The following is a 16,697-nucleotide window of genomic DNA, read 5'->3' as shown; positions in this document are numbered from 1 at the left end:
GATTTACGTCACTTCAGACCCAGGGGCCCCGGTCCGGGGCCCCTGCCGGGCTCAGCCCTGGCTCTTCAGCACCGCCTGCATGACCGCCTTGGCGATCGGCGCCGCCAGACCGCCACCGGAGATGTCCTCGCGGGAGACGGCGCCGGCGTCCTCGACGACGACGGCCACCGCGACCGGAGAGCCCTGGTCGGTCTTGGCGTACGAGATGAACCAGGCGTACGGGCGCTTCTTGTTCTTCTCGCCGTGCTGCGCGGTACCCGTCTTGCCGCCGACCGTCACACCGTCGATGGCCGCGTTGCGGCCGGTGCCGTTCTCGACGACGTTGACCATCATCTCCTGGACCTTCTGGGCGTTCTCGGCCGAGAGGGGACGGCTCATCTCCTCCGGCTCGGTCTGCTCCAGCACGTCCAGGCCGGGCGCGGTCAGCTGGTCGACCATGTACGGCTTCATCAGCTTGCCGTCGTTGGCCACGGCCGCGGCCACCATCGCCATCTGCAGCGGGGTGGCGGCGGTGTTGAACTGGCCGATCGAGGACTGGGCGTTGCCGTCGCGGCTCATCGTCTTGTCGTAGACGCTCGCGTAGGCGCGGACCGGGGTGTCGATCTTGCCGTTGTTGAAGCCGAACTTCTCCGCCGTCTCCACCATCTTGTCGCGGGTGACCTTGTCGCCCATGTTCGCGAAGACGGAGTTGCAGGAGACCTTCAGGGCGTCGTTCAGGCTGGCCTTCTCGCAGCCGGAGGCGTGGTTGACCATCGGCGTGCGGGTGCCGGGGAGGATGTACGGCTCGGGGGTGTCCGTCGGGGCGTTGATGTCGGAGACGACACCGTGCTCCAGGGCCGCCGCGGCGGTCACCACCTTGAAGGTCGAGCCGGGCGGGTAGGTCTCCCGCAGCGCGCGGTTGACCAGCGCCTTGTCCGGGCTGTCCTTCAGCGCCACCCAGGCCTTCTCGTCCTTCTTCGAGTTGCCCGCGAAGCTGGAGGGGTCGTACGAGGGGGTGCTCACCAGCGCCAGGATCGCGCCGGTCCGCGGGTCGATGGCCGCGACCGCGCCCTTGTTGTCGCCCAGGCCCTTGTACGCGGCCACCTGGGCGGCGCGGTTGAGGGTGGTGACGACGTTGCCGCCCTGCTTCTTCTCCCCGGTGAACATGCCGATCGTCCGGTCGAAGAAGAGCCGGTCGTCGTTGCCCGTGAGGATGCCGTCCTCCAGGGCCTCCAGCTGCGTCGAGCCGAAGGCCTGGGAGGCGAAGCCGGTGACGGGCGCCCACATGGGGCCGTCGATGTAGGTGCGCTTGTACTTGTAGTCGCTGCCGTCGGTGACCGCGGAGCCGGTGATCGCCTTGTCGCCGACGATGATGTTGCCGCGCTCCGAGGCGTACTGGGCGATCTGGACCCGGCGGTTCTCCTTGCGGGTCGCCAGGTCCTCGGCCTTGACGTACTGCAGCCAGTTGGCGCGCAGCAGCAGGGCGAGGACCAGCAGACCGCAGAAGATCGCGATGCGGCGCAGGGGCTTGTTCACGAGGGCCGCACCACCTGGGTCAGCTCGGAGTCGGGGGAGGCGGCCGGAGCCGGGGCCGGACGGCGCGCGGTGTCGCTGATCCGGATCAGGATGCCGATGAGGGCCCAGTTCGCGAGGACGGAGGAACCGCCGGACGCGAGGAAGGGCATCGTCATGCCGGTGAGGGGGATCAGCCCCATCACACCGCCGGCGACGACGAACACCTGGAGGGCGAAGGCGCCGGAGAGGCCGATCGCGAAGAGCTTGCCGAAGGGGTCGCGGGCCGCCAGGGCGGTGCGCGCACCGCGCTCGATGACCAGGCCGTAGAGCAGCAGGATGGCCATGACCCCGGAGAGGCCGAGCTCCTCGCCGACGGTGGAGAAGATGAAGTCGGAGTTGGCCGCGAAGCCGATGAGGTCGGAGTTGCCCTGGCCCCAGCCGGCGCCGAGCACCCCGCCCGAGCCGTAGCTCATGATCGACTGGGCGATCTGCTCACACGCGCCCGCGTCGGCGCCGTTGCGCTCCCAGCAGCCGAAGGGGTCCGTCCAGGCCGCGACGCGGGCCCCGACGTGGCTGGAGAAGCCGGCGACCACCACGGCGCCGCCGACGGACATCAGCAGGCCGATGACGATCCAGCTGGTCCGCTCGGTGGCCACGTACAGCATGATCACGAACATGCCGAAGAACAGCAGCGAGGTGCCGAGGTCGTTCTCGAAGATCAGGATGAGCAGGCTCATCGCCCAGATCATCAGGATCGGTCCGAGGTCGCGGCCGCGCGGCAGGTAGAGACCCATGAAGCGGCGCGAGGCCAGCGCCAGCGCGTCCCGCTTGACCATCAGGTAGCCGGCGAAGAAGACCGCCAGGACGATCTTCGCGAACTCACCGGGCTGGATCGAGAAGCCGCCGACCCGGATCCAGATCTTGGCGCCGAACACGTCCGCGCCGAGGCCCGGGATGATCGGCAGGATGAGCAGCACGAGCGCCGCGGCCATGGAGATGTACGTGTACCGCTGGAGCGTGCGGTGGTCCTTGAGGACCAGCAGCACGGCCGCGAACAGGGCGATGCCCATGGCGGTGTAGATCATCTGGTTCGGCGAGGACGGCGTGAACACGCCGTACAGCGCCTTGGCGCGGTTCTGCAGCCGCTCCGACTGGTCCAGACGCCAGATCAGGACCAGGCCGAGACCGTTGAGCAGGATGCCCAGGGGCAGCAGCAGCGGGTCGGCGTACTTGGCGAAGCGCCGTACGACGAGGTGCGCGATCCCCGCGACGACCGCGAGGGCCAGCCCGTAGACGAACATGCCCGGGGGCAGCTTGCCGTCGATGGCCAGGCCCACGTTGGCGTAGGCGAAGATCGGGATGACCACGGCGAAGCCGAGCAGCACGAGCTCGGTGTTGCGCCGGCTCGGCAGCTCGATGGCCCCGATGGTGGTCGTGTTGGTGACAACGCTCATGGTGTGGCAGGCCCCCTGCGCCCGCTTGCTGCTACTGCTTGCCGCACTGGCCGACCAGCTTCTGCTCTTCCTCGCTGAGGCTGGGACCGGGTGACGGCGTCGGCTGCTTCTGGGCCTGCGTGCCGGTGTCGCCGGTCTTCGGCTTGGCGGAGGCCTCGGCCTTGGCCCGCTCCTCCGCCTTCTTGCACGCGGAGGCCTGGACGGCCAGCTTCTCGATCTTCTCGGCGGCGCTGTCGCGGCCGCCCTCGCTGATCGTGGCCTGGACCTGCTTGCGCTGGAACTCGGGCAGGTACTTGAGTTCGATCTCGGGGTGGTCCTTGTCGACCTTCGAGAGCTTGATCCAGGCCAGGTCCTGGCTGATCCCGCGGTACAGCGCCACGTGGTCGTCCTTGACCCCCACGTAGTACTGCGTCTGCGTCCAGCGCCAGCCGCCGTAGAGGCCGCCGCCGATCACGCCCAGCGCGAGCAGCAGGAAGAAGGACCTCTTGAGCCACTTCCGCCCGGTGCGGGGCTTGAACTCGTCCACGTAGTCGTCGGGGTCGCCGAACTCGCCGTACGAGCCGTACGCCTCCGGAGGCGCCCCGTAGGACGGCGCCGGACCCGACCCGGGCGGGCCGAAGCTGCCCGGCGGCGGGGGAGCCTGGCGGCCGAGCCCCGCGGCACGGCCGGCCGGCGTCTGCATCGCGCCGCCGTCGAAGAGCTGGTGCTGCGTCTCGGCGACCGCGCCGACGACGACCGGGTTCTCGCTGAGCTGACCGGCCAGGGTGTCGCCGTTGTCGTTGTCGAGGACGTCCGCGACGATGCAGGTGATGTTGTCGGGGCCGCCGCCGCGCAGCGCGAGCTGGATCAGCTCGTGCACGGTCTCCTGGGGGCCGTGGTAGCCGGCGAGGGTCTCCTCCAGCGTCTGGTGGGAGACGACGCCGGACAGGCCGTCGGAGCAGATGAGGTAGCGGTCGCCGACGCGGACCTCGCGGATCGAGAGGTCGGGCTCGACGTGCTCGCCACTGCCCAGCGCGCGCATCAGCAGGGAGCGCTGCGGGTGGGTGGTGGCCTCTTCCTCGGTGATCCGGCCCTCGTCGACCAGCCGCTGGACCCAGGTGTGGTCCTGCGTGATCTGCGTCAGGACGCCGTCGCGCAGCAGGTACGCGCGGCTGTCGCCGACGTGCACGAGACCGAGCCGCTGGCCGGTCCACAGCAGGGCGGTGAGCGTGGTGCCCATGCCCTCCAGCTGCGGGTCCTCCTCGACCATCACGCGGAGCTGGTCGTTGGCGCGCTGCACGGCGGTGCCGAGCGCGGTGAGGATGTCGGAGCCCGGCACGTCGTCGTCGAGCTGGACGAGCGAGGAGATCACCTCGGAGCTGGCGACCTCGCCGGCGGCCTGGCCGCCCATGCCGTCGGCGACCGCGAGCAGGCGCGGGCCGGCGTAACCGGAATCCTCGTTGCCTTCCCGGATCATGCCCTTGTGCGATCCGGCGGCGAACCGCAGGGACAGACTCATGCGCACCTGCCCTGTCGACAAGCCGTCCGGGTACAACCGGTCTCGAGCCACACTGCCCACCCTCCGGTCGGGAGCGCGCTCGGGTCCGCTGTCGGGACCGCCGCGGCTCGCTCGCTCCGCTCGCTCATTCTCGTACTACTTCCGCAGCTCGATGACGGTCTTGCCGATGCGGATCGGGGCGCCCAGCGGAATGGGTGTCGCGACGGTGAGCCGGGCCCGGTCGAGATACGTGCCGTTGGTGGACCCGAGGTCCTCGACGATCCAGTTGCCGTCGCGGTCGGGGTAGATCCTGGCATGCCGGCTCGACGCGTAGTCGTCGTCCAGCACGATCGTCGAGTCGTGGGCACGGCCCAGCGTGATCGTCTGGCCCTGGAGCGCGACCGTGGTGCCGGTCAGGGTGCCCTCGGAGACCACCAGCTTGGTGGGGGCGTTACGGCGCTGTCGCTGCTGCGGGGGCTGCGCCTGGCGGCCGCCCTGCTGCTGCTGGGGCGGCCTCGTGTCCGCGCCGCGGCGCGAGCCGCGCTGGGTCACACGCGTACCGAAGAGGTCGCTGCGGATGACCTGGACGGCCACGATGACGAACAGCCACAGAACGGCCAGGAAACCCAACCGCATGACCGTCAGGGTCAGCTCTGACATTGCCCCCGCTTCACCCTTCGGCTTGCCGGTAAATGATGGTGGTGCTGCCCACGACGATCCGCGAGCCGTCGCGGAGCGTAGCGCGGGTGGTGTGCTGCCCGTCCACCACGATGCCGTTGGTGGACCCGAGATCCTGGATCGTCGAGGGCGTTCCGGTCCGGATCTCACAGTGCCGGCGGGATACGCCGGGGTCGTCGATCCGCACGTCGGCTTCGGTGCTGCGGCCCAGCACCAGCGTCGGGCGGGAGATCTGATGGCGGGTGCCGTTGATCTCGATCCAGCGGCGGGTCTGGCCGCCGCCGGTCACGGGCGCGGGACCGGCGGGCGGTCCCGGGCGCCGCGGCGTCGCGCCCGGAGGCGGCGAGCTGGGCATGGGCGGGGGACCCGCGGGAGCGCCGCCGGCGGGCGGGTAGCCGTACCCGCCCTGGGGCGGGCCGGCCTGGCCTCGGTCCGGCTGCGCCTGCGAGGTGCTGGAGGCGAGCGTGCGGCTGCGGACCCGGTACAGGCCGGTGTCCAGGTCGTCGGCCTTCTCCAGGTGGACCTTGATCGGGCCCATGAAGCTGTAGCGCTGCTGCTTGGCGTAGTCGCGGACCAGGCCCGCGAGCTCGTCGCCGAGCTGCCCGGAGTACGGGCTCAGGCGCTCGTAGTCGCCGGCGCTCAGCTCCACGATGAAGTCGTTGGGGACGACGGTCCGCTCGCGGTTCCAGATGGTCGCGTTGTTGTCGCACTCGCGCTGCAGCGCGCCCGCGATCTCGACCGGCTGGACCTCCGACTTGAAGACCTTGGCGAAGGTGCCGTTCACCAGACCTTCGAGCCGCTGCTCAAACCGCTTCAGGACTCCCATGGGGCACCTCCTCCGTCGTTGTCGCCCTGTACTGCTTACTGATCGTATCCACGCGTAGGGAAATCGGCTGGTTCCCCTTCTCCGCTCCACCGGCGAGTGTTGGTACTCACAAGGGATCGTAGAGGCGCCCTGGGGACAGTGTCCCGTACCCGGGGAGGACTGCGGCGGGGAGGACCCGGGGGGCCGGATCCGGGGCCCGGGGAAAGCGATGTGAATCCACCCCCTCCGACGTGCTAATGTTCCGGTGTCGCCAAGGGAACGGCCCGAAAGGGAAGGCCCCAAGGTAGCTACTCGGGCGAGTGGCGGAACGGCAGACGCGCTGGCTTCAGGTGCCAGTGTCCTTCGGGACGTGGGGGTTCAAATCCCCCCTCGCCCACCGAGTGGAAGCCCCTCGGACCTCACGGTCCGGGGGGCTTCTTCGTGTCTGCGGCGCGGTGTTGGGACGGCTTCCGTCGCCGGGGCCGCGCGAGGGGGACGGCTTTCGCACCAGGACGACTTTCGTCGGGCGGCGCGCGACGAAAGAGAGCGGCGGCCGGTGCCGGCCGGTGCCTAGGGTCGGGGCGTGGATGTGACTTCGCTGCTGAGGGACGGCTGGACCTGGCTGAAGGGGCCGGACCCCTGGCCGCGGCGCCGGATCGCCGGCGAGTGCGTGCTCGCCGGGGTGTTCGGGCTGATGGCGGCCGGCGTCCAGGACATCGTCGAGGGCTCCAACGCCCAGGCGGCGGCGGTGGGCGTCGGTGTGGCATTGCTCTCGTTGCTGCGGCGCAGGCTGCCCGCGGGTGTGCTGGTCGTCTCGTCGGCACTGGCCGGCTGGGCGGTGGGGATGGCCCCGCTCACGATCCTGGCGGGCTGGACCGCGGGCCGGCGGATCGTCGGGGTGGGGCGGGCGCTGGGCGCCTTCACCCTCGCCTTCGTCCTGAGCATCGCCGCGGGCCTGGCCGCCGAGGGCCCGCAGCTGCGGCCGCTGCCGCTCATCTTCTTCTCCACGCTCATGTACGTGGCGACGACCGTCGTGCCCGGTCTCGCGAGCCGGTACTGGAACCAGCGCCGGACCCTGCTGCACGCGATGCAGGAGCGGAACGCCCAGCTGCTGCGCGAGCGGGAGATGGTGGCCGGGCAGGCGCGGCTGCGGGAGCGGCAGCGGATCGCCCAGGACATGCACGACAGCCTCGGGCACCAGCTGGCGCTGATCTCCGTGCACACCGGTGCGCTGGAGGTGGACCCGGCCCTGACGGACCGGCAGCGCGAGGCGGTGGGGGTGCTGCGGCAGGCCTCGGTGACCGCGATGCACGAACTCCGGTCGGTGGTCGGGATCCTGCGGGACGGCGTCGAGGCGCCGGCCGGTCCCGACGAGGCCCAGCCCGGCCGCGGGGTGGCCGGGATCGCGGGCGTGGTGGAGGCCGCGCGGGCCGCGGGGACCGACGTACGGCTGCGCACGGCCGGCACGGCCCGGCCGCTGGCCGCGGCCAGCGACCACGCGGCGTACCGGATCGTGCAGGAGGCGCTGACCAACGCGTACAAGCACGCCCCGGGGGCGCCGATCACCGTCGAGCTGCGGTACGAGGACGACTCCCTGGTCGTCGAGGTCGCCAACGGGCCGGCGCCGGGGACCGGGACCGGTGAGGTGGTGAGCGGCGGGCAGGGACTGACCGGGCTGCGCGAGCGGGCCCGGCTGGTCGGCGGGATGGTGCACGCGGGGGCCGCGGCGGACGGCGGCTTCCGGGTCGCGGGGGTGCTGCCCTACGGGCCCGAGCAGGCCGGGGCTCCGACGCTCCCGCCGCTGGACGCGGCCGACGACTTCGGGCAGCAGGCGCGGCCGGTGCCCTTCCGGGCCGACGGGGTGCCGGTGGACTGGAGCGCGGTGGACCGGGAGCTGATGAGCCGGTCGACGGGGCGGGGCGGGTTCGTGCTGGGCTGCGGGATCGCGGTCGGGGCGCTCGTGCTGCTGCTGCTCGCGCTGGGCGGGCTGGCCTTCGTGATGATCGGCTCGGTGAACGAGGCGATGATCGACCGTGCCCAGTACGACTCCGTGCGGGTCGGCCAGTCCGAGCGGGAGGTGCGGTCCGCGCTGCCCTCCGGTGACAGCATGCTGACCCACGGCCTGGAGTCCTCGGGGCCGCCCCGGCCCGCGGGAACCGAGTGCCTGGTCCTGCTGTCCTCCGAGGAGTCCGGCGGCCTGGCCGAGGAACCGGTGTTCCGGTTCTGCTTCAGGGACGGCAGGCTCGTCGAGAAGACGTCGTACAACGCCAAGCGGTAGGAGCAGGAGTGACCATCCGGATCGTGATCGCCGATGACGAGCCGCTGATCCGGGCCGGGATCAGGATGATCCTCACCTCGGACCCGGCCATCGAGGTGGTCGCCGAGGCGGCGAACGGGCGCGAGGCGGTGGAGCTGGCGCGCTCCCACCAGCCGGACGTGGTGCTGCTCGACATCCAGATGCCGGTGATGGACGGGCTGACGGCGCTGGGCGAGCTGCGGCGGGCGGTGCCGTCGGCGCGCTCGCTGATCCTCACGACCTTCGGTGAGAAGGACAACGTGCTGCGGGCGCTGGGCGAGGGCGGGGCGGGGTTCCTGCTCAAGGACTCGGCGCCGGCGGAGCTGATCGGCGCGGTACGGGCGGCCGCCGCGGGGGACGCGTACCTCTCGCCGGGTGCCACCCGGCACGTGGTGGACCAGCTGGCGGCCGGGCAGGCCTCCGGGCGGGCCGCGGCGCGGGTCGGGGAGGCGCGGCGGCGGGTCGCGGAGCTGAGCGAGCGGGAGCGCGGGGTGCTGGCGCTGCTGGGCGAGGGGCTGTCGAACGCGGAGGCGGGGCGGCGGCTGCACATGAGCGAGGCGACCGTGAAGACGTACGTGAGCCGGATCCTGGCGAAGCTGGAGTGCGAGAACCGGGTGCAGGCGGCGCTGCTGGCGCGGGACGCGGGGCTGTAGGGGGCGGTGGTGCCGGGCGGTCCGGGGTGCTCGGGGTGCTCCTGTGGGTGACGGGGTTCTCCACACGGGCCGGGCCGTCCACAGGGGGAGACGGGTGTTCTCGGGCGGCTGTACGGTCTGTCGCTATTGATGTTGGTGCCGGCGCGGGGCGCGGCGTGTGAGCGGGGGGCAGCGATGACGGATCAGCGGATTCCGGTGGTGGCCGGGTTCGGTCCGCGGGAGGCGCAGGGGTCTCCCCGGGACGAGGGCAAGGCGCTGCGCGCGCGGGTGCCGCGGTCGGCGCACGCCCGGCTGGTGCCGGTCGAGGGCCGGCCGGACGCGGTGCGGGCCGTGGAGGAGTCCAACCAGGGCCGGGTGCCGGAGCTGACGCCGATACGGGTCGGGCGGATGGCGGCCTCTCCCTTCGCCTTCCTCCGGGGCGCCGCCGGGCTGATGGCCCACGACCTGGAGGGCTCACCGGTCACCGGGATCGGGACGCAGATCTGCGGTGACGCGCACGCGGCCAACTTCGGCCTCTACGGCGACGCCCGCGGGCGGCTGGTGATCGACCTCAACGACTTCGACGAGACGGTGTTCGGGCCCTGGGAGTGGGACCTGAAGCGGCTCGCCACCTCGCTGGTGCTGGCCGGGCGGGTGTCCGGTGCCGGGGAGGACGTGTGCCTCGCGGCGGCGCGGGACGCGGTGGGCGCGTACCGCCGCACGATGCGGCTGCTGGCGAAGCTCCCGGCGCTGGACGCGTGGAACGCGATCGCCGACGAGGAGCTGGTCTCGCACACCGACGCCCGGGACCTGCTGGGCACGCTGGAGCGGGTCTCGGAGAAGGCCAGGAACAACACCAGTGCCCGGTTCGCGGCGAAGGCCACCGAGGCGACGCCCGACGGGGGGCGCCGGTTCGTGGACGCGCTGCCCGTGCTGCGGCGGGTGGGGGACGGGGAGGCGGCCTCGGTGGCCGCGGCGCTGGGCGAGTACCTGGCGACGCTCCAGGGGGACCGACTTCCGCTGCTGGCCCGGTACGCCATCCACGACGTGGCCTTCCGGGTGGTCGGCACCGGCAGCGTGGGCACGCGGTCGTACGTGGTGCTGCTGCTGGACCACCGCGGCGAGCCGCTGGTGCTCCAGGTCAAGGAGGCCAGGCCCTCGGTGCTGATACCGCACCTGCGGGCGGTCGGCTTCCCGGTGCCGCAGGAGGAGCACGAGGGGCGCCGGGTGGTGGCCGGACAGAAGCGGATGCAGGTGGTGAGCGACATCCTGCTCGGCTGGACCACGGTCGAGGGCCGGCCCTTCCAGGTCCGCCAGTTCCGCAACCGCAAGGGCAGCGTCGACCCGGCCGCGCTCTCGCCGGAGCAGCTCGACGACTACGGGCGGATGACCGGGGCACTGCTGGCGCGGGCGCACGCGCACAGCGCGGACCCGCGGGCGATCGCCGGGTACTGCGGGAAGAACGAGGAACTGGACGAGGCGATCGGCGCCTTCTCGGTGACCTATGCCGACCGGACCGAGGCGGACCACGCCGAACTGGTCGCCGCGGTGCGGTCGGGCCGGATCGCGGCCGAGGAGGGGGTGTGAGCCGGCCGGCCCGGGGGCGCGGGCTTACCGGGCGTGCGACCAGGGCCTCCGGATCGGGACGGTGTGATCCTCGCCGCTCCTGCCGCGTCCGGCGGGGCATAGGCTGAGCGGGTGAGCCAGGAGATTCCGGAAGACGAGCGGCCCGAGGCGCGGCTGGAGCGGGCCGTGCGCGCCGCCGAGCAGGCGCTGATCGAGTTCGAGATCGCGGTGGAGACGTTCCGGGTGGAGGTCGAGAACTTCTCCCGGCTGCACCACCAGAAGCTCGGCCCGATGTACACGCGGCTCGACGAGCTCGATGCGCTGATCGCGGAGGCACGGGCGGCGCGCACTGGGGACCCCGAGGACCTGCGCCGGGCGCAGGAGGCGCGGGCCCTGGTGATGCCGATGCCGGGCGTGGAGGAGCTGTTCCACGACTGGCTGGGCTCGGACGGGATCGACGACGACGCCGGTGCCATGCTCACGGAGCGGCCCGTGCGGCCGCCGGAGCGGGTGCGGCCCACCGAGGAGGTCCGCAAGCTCTACCGCGAGCTGGTCAGGCAGGCCCACCCGGACCTGGCGCAGGACGAGCCGGAGCGGGCGCGCCGGGACGCGTTCATCGCCCGGGTCAACGCGGCCTACGGGCGCGGGGACGCGGCGCTGCTGCGGGAGCTCGCCGAGGAGTGGGCGGCCGGCCCGGAGCCCGAGGGTTCCCGGCCGACCGAGACCGAGGAGCTGTACGCCCGGCTGGAGTGGCTGGCGCAGCGCAAGGAGCTGCTCACGGCCGTGGCCGCCGAGCTGGAGGAGAGCGCCATCGGAGCGATGCTGCGGATGGCGCCGGACGACCCCGACCGGCTGCTGGACGAGATCGCCGAGCAGCTGCTGGCCCAGGTCGCGGAGCGCGAGTCCGAGCTGGCCGGGCTCGTCGGTTAGGTTCGGGGGAAGACCCGCAACGAGAGAAGGCGCTATGAATTTCGGTCTCCCCTCGGTGGCTGCCGCCGAGGTGCCCGCCGAAGGCTTCGTCCTGGACGTCCGTGAGGACGACGAGTGGGCGGCCGGCCACGTGGAGGGCGCGCTGCACATTCCGATGAGCGGCTTCGTCGCGCGCTTCGGCGAGCTGACCGAGGCCGTCGAGGACGGCCGCCGGGTCCACGTGATGTGCCGTGTCGGCGGCCGCTCGGCGCAGGTCACCCAGTACCTGCTCCAGCACGAGATCGACGCGGTGAACGTGGACGGCGGCATGCTCGCCTGGGACGGCGCCGGCCGCCCCATGACCACGGACACCGGCGCCGCCGCGTTCGTCCTCTGACGTTCTGACGTTCTGAGGGCCCCGGCGGCTCAGCCGAGGGGGTGGGCGGCCAGCAGGTCGCCCAGGGCCTCCTCGTGGGCCGCCGCCGGGCCCAGGGAGAGCTCCAGCTGCTTGGCCCAGGCGTGGTAGCGGTGGAGCGGGTAGTCGGTGTCCGCGCCGAAGCCGCCGTGCAGGTGCTGCGCGGTCTGGACGACGCGGCGTACGCCCTCCGAGGCCCAGATCTTGGCCACCGCGACGTCGCCGGCCGTGGGCAGCGGGCCGCCCGTGCCGCTGTCCAGCCGCCAGGCGGCCTGCCAGAGGGTGACCTCCATGGCGCGCAGGTCGATGTAGCGGTCGGCGGCCTGGACGGCGACGGCCTGGAAGGTCGCCACCGGGTGGCCGAACTGCTCCCGCTTGCTGGTGTAGGCGCTGGTCATGGCCAGCACGCCCTCCCCGAGTCCCAGCGCGAGGGCGCAGGTGCCGGTGGCCAGCAGGTGGCGCAGCCGGTCCCAGGCGCCGGGCGTCTCGATGAGCCGGCCGGCGGGGACCCGTACGCCGTCGAGGGTCAGTTCGGCCATGCGCTCGCCGCTGGTGGAGAACTGGTCGGCCAGGGACAGGCCTTCGGTGACCCGGGGGATCAGCGCGATCAGGGGGTCTCCCTCACCGGAGTGCGCGGGGACGGCGATCAGGTCGGCGCCGTGCGCCCAGGGCACCGCGGTCTGGGTGCCGTCCAGCAGCCAGTCGGTGCCGTCGCGGCGGGCGGTGACGGCGAGTTCGGCGGGGTCGTGGCCGGTACGGCCGTTGGCGGCCGCAGTGAGCACCAGCTCCCCGCTGGCCGCCCGGGGCAGCAGTCCGGCCAGCTCGGGACCGCCGTGCTCCCCGAGCACCATGGCGGTCGCGCAGTGCTCCAGCAGCGGCACCCGCGCGAGCACCTTCGCGGACTCGCGCAGCACCAGGCAGAGCGCGATGGAGTCGAGTCCGGCCCCGCCGTGTTCGGGTGCCAGCACCAGGCCGAGCAGGTCCGACTGCGCCAGTTTGGCCCACAGCGCGCGGTCGAAGTCGTCGGCCACCGCTCCCGGTGAGAGCGCCGGGCTGGGCACGCTGTCGGGCGCGACGTCGGCGAAGACGGCCCGGGCCGCCTCGACGGCGGCCTGCTGCTCCTCGGTGAAGGTGAAGTCCACTGCCAGTCCTCCCGCGCACACCGGAACGTGTTCTATCTGACGGTGCGTCAAGATAGAACACGTTCCTGGAAAAGCACAGCCCGGCAATGGCCCGGAGGGGCCGCGTCAGCGGTCGAAGTCGAGCTCCACCTCGTCGGTGGCCGGGTGGGACTGGCAGGCCAGGACGAAGCCCGCCTCCGTCTCCTCCTCCTCAAGCGCGAAGTTGCGGTCCATCCGCACCTCGCCCTTGACCACGAAGGCCCGGCAGGTGCCGCACACGCCGCCCTTGCAGGCGTACGGTGCGTCCGCGCGGTTGCGCAGCACCGCGTCCAGCAGCGTCTCGCCCTCCTGGACCGGCCAGGTGCCGGAGCGGCCGTCCAGCTTCGCCGTCACCCGGCTGTGCGACGGCGCGCCCGTCCGGACCACCGGCGGCTTCGGGCCCTCCGCGTCCGCGACGTGGAAGATCTCCTCGTGGATCCTGGACCGGTCCACCCCGAGCGCGCGGAGCGCCTGCTCGGCGCCCTGCACCAGCCCGAAGGGCCCGCACAGGAACCAGCCCGCCACCTCGTCCACCGGCAGCAGCGCGGGCAGCAGCCCGGTCAGCCGCTCCTGGTCGAGGCGCCCGGAGCCCAGGCCCGCCTCGTGCTCCTCGCGCGAGAGGACCGTCACCAGCTGGAAGCGGTCGGGGTAGCGGTCCTTGAGGTCCGCCACCTCGTCCAGGAACATCGTCGACGCCGCCGTGCGGTCGCTGCGCACCAGGCAGAACCGGGCGTCCGCCCGCTCCGCCAGCAGCGTGGCCGCGATCGACAGCACCGGGGTGATCCCGCTGCCGCCGACCACCGCGGCGTAGTGCCCGGCGGCCGGCTCCAGAACGAAGCGGCCGGCCGGGGTCATCACGTCCAGCACGTCGCCCGCGGCGATCTCCTTGTGCGCGTACGTGGAGAACTCGCCGCCCTCCACCAGGCGCACGCCGACCGTCAGCCGCGCCGGGCCCTCGCCCCGGGGCGCGGGCGAGCAGATCGAGTACGTACGGCGCACCTCGGTGCCGTCCTGCGCGGTCCGGCGCATCGTCAGGTGCTGGCCGGGCGCGTGGCGGTACTGCTCGCGCAGCTCCTCCGGCACCTCCAGGGTCAGCGCCACCGAGTCGTCGGTGAGCCGCTCGACCGCCGCCACCTTCAGCGGGTGGAACGCGCCGTGGCGGGATGCGGCCATCTACAGCTCCTTGAAGTGGTCGAACGGTTCGCGGCACGAGACGCAGCGCCGCAGTGCCTTGCACGCGGTGGACGAGAAGCGGCTCAGCAGCTCGGTGTCCGTGGACCCGCAGTGCGGGCAGCGCACCGACAGGGTCAGCGGGACCGGGCCCTCGGCCGAGTGCGGCCGCGGCGGGGCGATGCCGAACTCGGCGAGCTTGCGGCGCCCTTCGGCGCTGATGTCGTCCGTGGACCAGGCCGGTGCCAGCACCGTGCGCACCGAGACCTCGGGGATGCCGTGGTCCCGCAGCACCCGCTCGATGTCGGCCGACATGGCCTCGACGGCCGGGCAGCCGGTGTACGTGGGGGTCAGGACGACCTCCGCCGCGCCGCTCTCCAGCACCCGCACGCCGCGCAGCACGCCCAGCTCGGCGAGCGTGAGGACGGGCAGCTCGGGGTCGGGGACGGACCCGGCCAGCGCGGCCAGCTCCTCCTCCAGGCGGGTGGGCGTGGTCACCACGTCGCCCCCGGGTGGCTGCGGTGCAGGTGCTGCATCTCGGCGAGCATCCGGCCGAACGACTCGGTGTGCAGGCCCTGGCGGCCCGCGCCGGCCGTCCACGCGCCCGTGCGCGGCCCCTCGGGCAGCGTGAGCGTGGCCCGCTCCAGCACCGCGCCGACCGCCGCGAGCCAGGCGGCCTCCAGGGCAGCCCAGTCCACGTCGAGGCCGTCGACCGGCTGGAACATCTCGCCCGTGAACCGCCACAGGGCGTCCAGGGCCCGCCGGATCCGGGCGCGGCTCTCGTCGGTGCCGTCGCCCAGCCGGAGCGTCCACTGGGTGGCGTGGTCGCGGTGGTACTCGGTCTCCTTCACGGCCTTGGCGGCGAGGGGGGCGAACTCGCCGTCCCCGGCCGCCAGCGCCGCGTACAGCAGGTGCTGGTAAGTGGAGAAGTACAGCTGGCGGGCGATGGTGTGGGCGAAGTCGCCGTTGGGCTGCTCGACGAGCTGGAGGTTGGTGAACTCCCGCTCCTCGCGCAGGTACGCCAGCTCGTCCTCGTCACCGGCCATGGAGAGCAGCACGCGGGCCTGGCCGAGCAGGTCCAGCGCGATGTTCGCCAGGGCCACCTCCTCCTCCAGGACCGGGGCGTGGCCCGCCCACTCGCCCAGCCGCTGGGCCAGGACGAGGGCGTCGTCGCCCAGGGCGAGGGCGGCGGTCCGGACGGCGGTGCCGGTCTCGGGCGTGGCGGTCACAGGTTCTTCACCCCGTCCGGGACCTCGTAGAACGTCGGGTGGCGGTACGGCTTGTCGGCGGACGGCGCGAAGAACGGGTCCCGCTCGTCCGGCGAGGACGCGGTGACGGCCGCGGACGGCACCACCCAGATGGAGACGCCCTCGTTCCGCCGCGTGTACAGGTCGCGGGCGTTCCGCAGCGCCATCTCGGCGTCCGGGGCGTGCAGGCTCCCGGCGTGGGTGTGCGAGAGCCCGCGGCGCGAGCGCACGAACACCTCCCACAGCGGCCAGTTCTGCGTCATGCCCGTGCCTCCTGCTGCTGGTCGTGCGTGTGCGTGCCGGTGTCGTGCGTGTGCTTGGCGGCGTAGGCCGCGGCGGCCTCGCGCACCCAGGCGCCTTCCTCGTGCGCCGTGCGGCGCTGGGTGATGCGCTGTTCGTTGCACGGGCCGTTGCCCTTGAGGACGTTCCAGAACTCGGACCAGTCGATGGCGCCGAAGTCGTGGTGCCCGCGCTCCTCGTTCCACTTCAGGTCCGGGTCCGGGAGCGTCAGCCCCAGCGCCTCGGCCTGCGGGACGGCGATGTCGACGAAGCGCTGGCGCAGCTCGTCGTTCGAGTGGCGCTTGATCTTCCAGGCCATGGCCTGCGCGCTGTGCACCGACTCGTCGTCCGGGGGGCCGAACATCATCAGCGACGGCCACCACCAGCGGTCCACCGCGTCCTGGGCCATCGCGTGCTGCTCCGGGGTGCCCTTCGACAGCGCGAGCAGGAGCTCGAAGCCCTGCCGCTGGTGGAAGGACTCCTCCTTGCAGATCCGGACCATCGCGCGGGCGTACGGGCCGTACGAGCAGCGGCAGATCGGGACCTGGTTGGTGATCGCGGCCCCGTCCACCAGCCAGCCGATCGCGCCGACGTCGGCCCAGGTGAGGGTGGGGTAGTTGAAGATCGAGGAGTACTTCTGCTTGCCGGCGTGGAGCTTGTCGAGCAGCTCGTCGCGGCTGGTGCCGAGGGTCTCCGCCGCGCTGTAGAGGTACAGCCCGTGGCCCGCCTCGTCCTGCACCTTGGCCATCAGGATCGCCTTGCGGCGCAGCGAGGGCGCGCGGGTGATCCAGTTCGCCTCCGGCTGCATGCCGATGATCTCCGAGTGCGCGTGCTGTGCCATCTGGCGGACCAGCGAGGCGCGGTACTCGTCCGGCATCCAGTCGCGGGGCTCGACGCGCTCGTCGGCCGCCACGGCCGCCTCGAACGCGGCGACCAGCGCCGGGTCGGGCACCTGTCCCGCCGCCGCGTCCTGCGTCACTGCCACCATGCTGGCCCCCTGTCCGGGTCCCGACCGACCGATCGTTCGGTTCATCCTCTTCAATGGTGAGACGGCGGCCCGTAGGGTGTCAACCTCTGTGGACGACGTCGCTGCCGCGGACTGCCGCGCACCGGTG

Annotated in this window: 16 protein-coding genes and 1 tRNA gene; 6 read left to right on the top strand and 11 right to left on the bottom strand. The window is 72.5% G+C overall.

From position 1 onward, the window contains the following. Positions 1–51: 51 nt before the first annotated feature. From ACIQUQ_RS10870 to ACIQUQ_RS10850, 5 genes are all read right to left on the bottom strand, one after another. Positions 52–1,515 (bottom strand): penicillin-binding transpeptidase domain-containing protein, encoded by a 1,464-nt coding sequence (locus ACIQUQ_RS10870; protein ID WP_403973736.1) that lies wholly within the window; start codon positions 1,513–1,515, stop codon positions 52–54. Continuing rightward, positions 1,512–2,948, bottom strand: coding sequence for an FtsW/RodA/SpoVE family cell cycle protein (locus ACIQUQ_RS10865; protein ID WP_399943960.1), 1,437 nt, complete (start codon positions 2,946–2,948; stop codon positions 1,512–1,514). Before ACIQUQ_RS10865 ends, ACIQUQ_RS10870 begins: the two co-directional genes overlap by 4 nt. 31 nt (positions 2,949–2,979) lie before the next feature. Then, on the bottom strand, positions 2,980–4,446 hold the full coding sequence (locus ACIQUQ_RS10860; RefSeq protein ID WP_403973733.1) for a PP2C family protein-serine/threonine phosphatase: 1,467 nt from the start codon (positions 4,444–4,446) through the stop codon (positions 2,980–2,982). Positions 4,447–4,581: 135 nt separating this feature from the next. After that, entirely contained in the window at positions 4,582–5,085 is a 504-nt protein-coding gene (locus tag ACIQUQ_RS10855) for an FHA domain-containing protein (RefSeq protein ID WP_403973731.1), read from the bottom strand. Positions 5,086–5,095: 10 nt separating this feature from the next. Next, positions 5,096–5,929, bottom strand: a complete 834-nt coding sequence (locus tag ACIQUQ_RS10850; protein ID WP_399943951.1) for an FhaA domain-containing protein — start codon at positions 5,927–5,929, stop codon at positions 5,096–5,098. A 293-nt stretch (positions 5,930–6,222) separates the two neighbouring features. On the opposite strand from ACIQUQ_RS10850, the gene ACIQUQ_RS10845 reads away from it, so the two are divergent. From ACIQUQ_RS10845 to ACIQUQ_RS10820, 6 genes are all read left to right on the top strand, one after another. After that, positions 6,223–6,305, top strand: a tRNA-Leu gene (locus ACIQUQ_RS10845). Positions 6,306–6,491: 186 nt separating this feature from the next. Then, positions 6,492–8,186 (top strand): sensor histidine kinase, encoded by a 1,695-nt coding sequence (locus ACIQUQ_RS10840; RefSeq protein ID WP_403973726.1) that lies wholly within the window; start codon positions 6,492–6,494, stop codon positions 8,184–8,186. Between the two features lie 8 nt (positions 8,187–8,194). Further along, a complete protein-coding gene (locus ACIQUQ_RS10835) occupies positions 8,195–8,857 on the top strand; it encodes a response regulator (RefSeq protein WP_399943945.1) in 663 nt (220 codons plus the stop codon). A gap of 174 nt (positions 8,858–9,031) precedes the next feature. Beyond that, positions 9,032–10,423, top strand: a complete 1,392-nt coding sequence (locus tag ACIQUQ_RS10830; protein ID WP_403973722.1) for a DUF2252 domain-containing protein — start codon at positions 9,032–9,034, stop codon at positions 10,421–10,423. A 111-nt stretch (positions 10,424–10,534) separates the two neighbouring features. Then, positions 10,535–11,332: a J domain-containing protein gene (locus tag ACIQUQ_RS10825; RefSeq protein WP_403973720.1), complete on the top strand. Its 798-nt coding sequence runs from the start codon at positions 10,535–10,537 to the stop codon at positions 11,330–11,332. Positions 11,333–11,366: 34 nt separating this feature from the next. Continuing rightward, positions 11,367–11,708, top strand: coding sequence for a rhodanese-like domain-containing protein (locus ACIQUQ_RS10820; RefSeq protein ID WP_403973717.1), 342 nt, complete (start codon positions 11,367–11,369; stop codon positions 11,706–11,708). Positions 11,709–11,737: 29 nt separating this feature from the next. On the opposite strand, the gene ACIQUQ_RS10815 is transcribed toward ACIQUQ_RS10820, so the two are convergent. The 6 genes from ACIQUQ_RS10815 to paaA all read right to left on the bottom strand — a co-directional run bounded on the left by ACIQUQ_RS10815 (position 11,738) and on the right by paaA (position 16,570). Continuing rightward, positions 11,738–12,868: an acyl-CoA dehydrogenase family protein gene (locus tag ACIQUQ_RS10815; protein WP_403973714.1), complete on the bottom strand. Its 1,131-nt coding sequence runs from the start codon at positions 12,866–12,868 to the stop codon at positions 11,738–11,740. A gap of 105 nt (positions 12,869–12,973) precedes the next feature. Continuing rightward, positions 12,974–14,059 (bottom strand): 2Fe-2S iron-sulfur cluster-binding protein, encoded by a 1,086-nt coding sequence (locus ACIQUQ_RS10810; RefSeq protein WP_403973711.1) that lies wholly within the window; start codon positions 14,057–14,059, stop codon positions 12,974–12,976. Beyond that, positions 14,060–14,554, bottom strand: coding sequence for a 1,2-phenylacetyl-CoA epoxidase subunit PaaD (paaD, locus tag ACIQUQ_RS10805; protein ID WP_403973709.1), 495 nt, complete (start codon positions 14,552–14,554; stop codon positions 14,060–14,062). Beyond that, on the bottom strand, positions 14,551–15,285 hold the full coding sequence (gene paaC / locus ACIQUQ_RS10800) for a 1,2-phenylacetyl-CoA epoxidase subunit PaaC (protein ID WP_403973706.1): 735 nt from the start codon (positions 15,283–15,285) through the stop codon (positions 14,551–14,553). Before paaC ends, paaD begins: the two co-directional genes overlap by 4 nt. Beyond that, entirely contained in the window at positions 15,282–15,566 is a 285-nt protein-coding gene (gene paaB / locus ACIQUQ_RS10795; RefSeq protein ID WP_365045891.1) for a 1,2-phenylacetyl-CoA epoxidase subunit PaaB, read from the bottom strand. Before paaB ends, paaC begins: the two co-directional genes overlap by 4 nt. Next, positions 15,563–16,570, bottom strand: a complete 1,008-nt coding sequence (gene paaA / locus ACIQUQ_RS10790; RefSeq protein WP_403973703.1) for a 1,2-phenylacetyl-CoA epoxidase subunit PaaA — start codon at positions 16,568–16,570, stop codon at positions 15,563–15,565. The genes paaB and paaA overlap by 4 nt, the downstream gene beginning before the upstream one ends. Positions 16,571–16,697: the final 127 nt, after the last annotated feature.

The organism is Streptomyces sp. NPDC101118 (assembly GCF_044759445.1).
Taxonomy (GTDB): Bacteria; Actinomycetota; Actinomycetes; order Streptomycetales; family Streptomycetaceae; genus Streptomyces.
The sequence above is the reverse complement of the archived record's forward strand: the minus strand, read 5'-3'. Positions and strand labels throughout refer to the sequence as shown.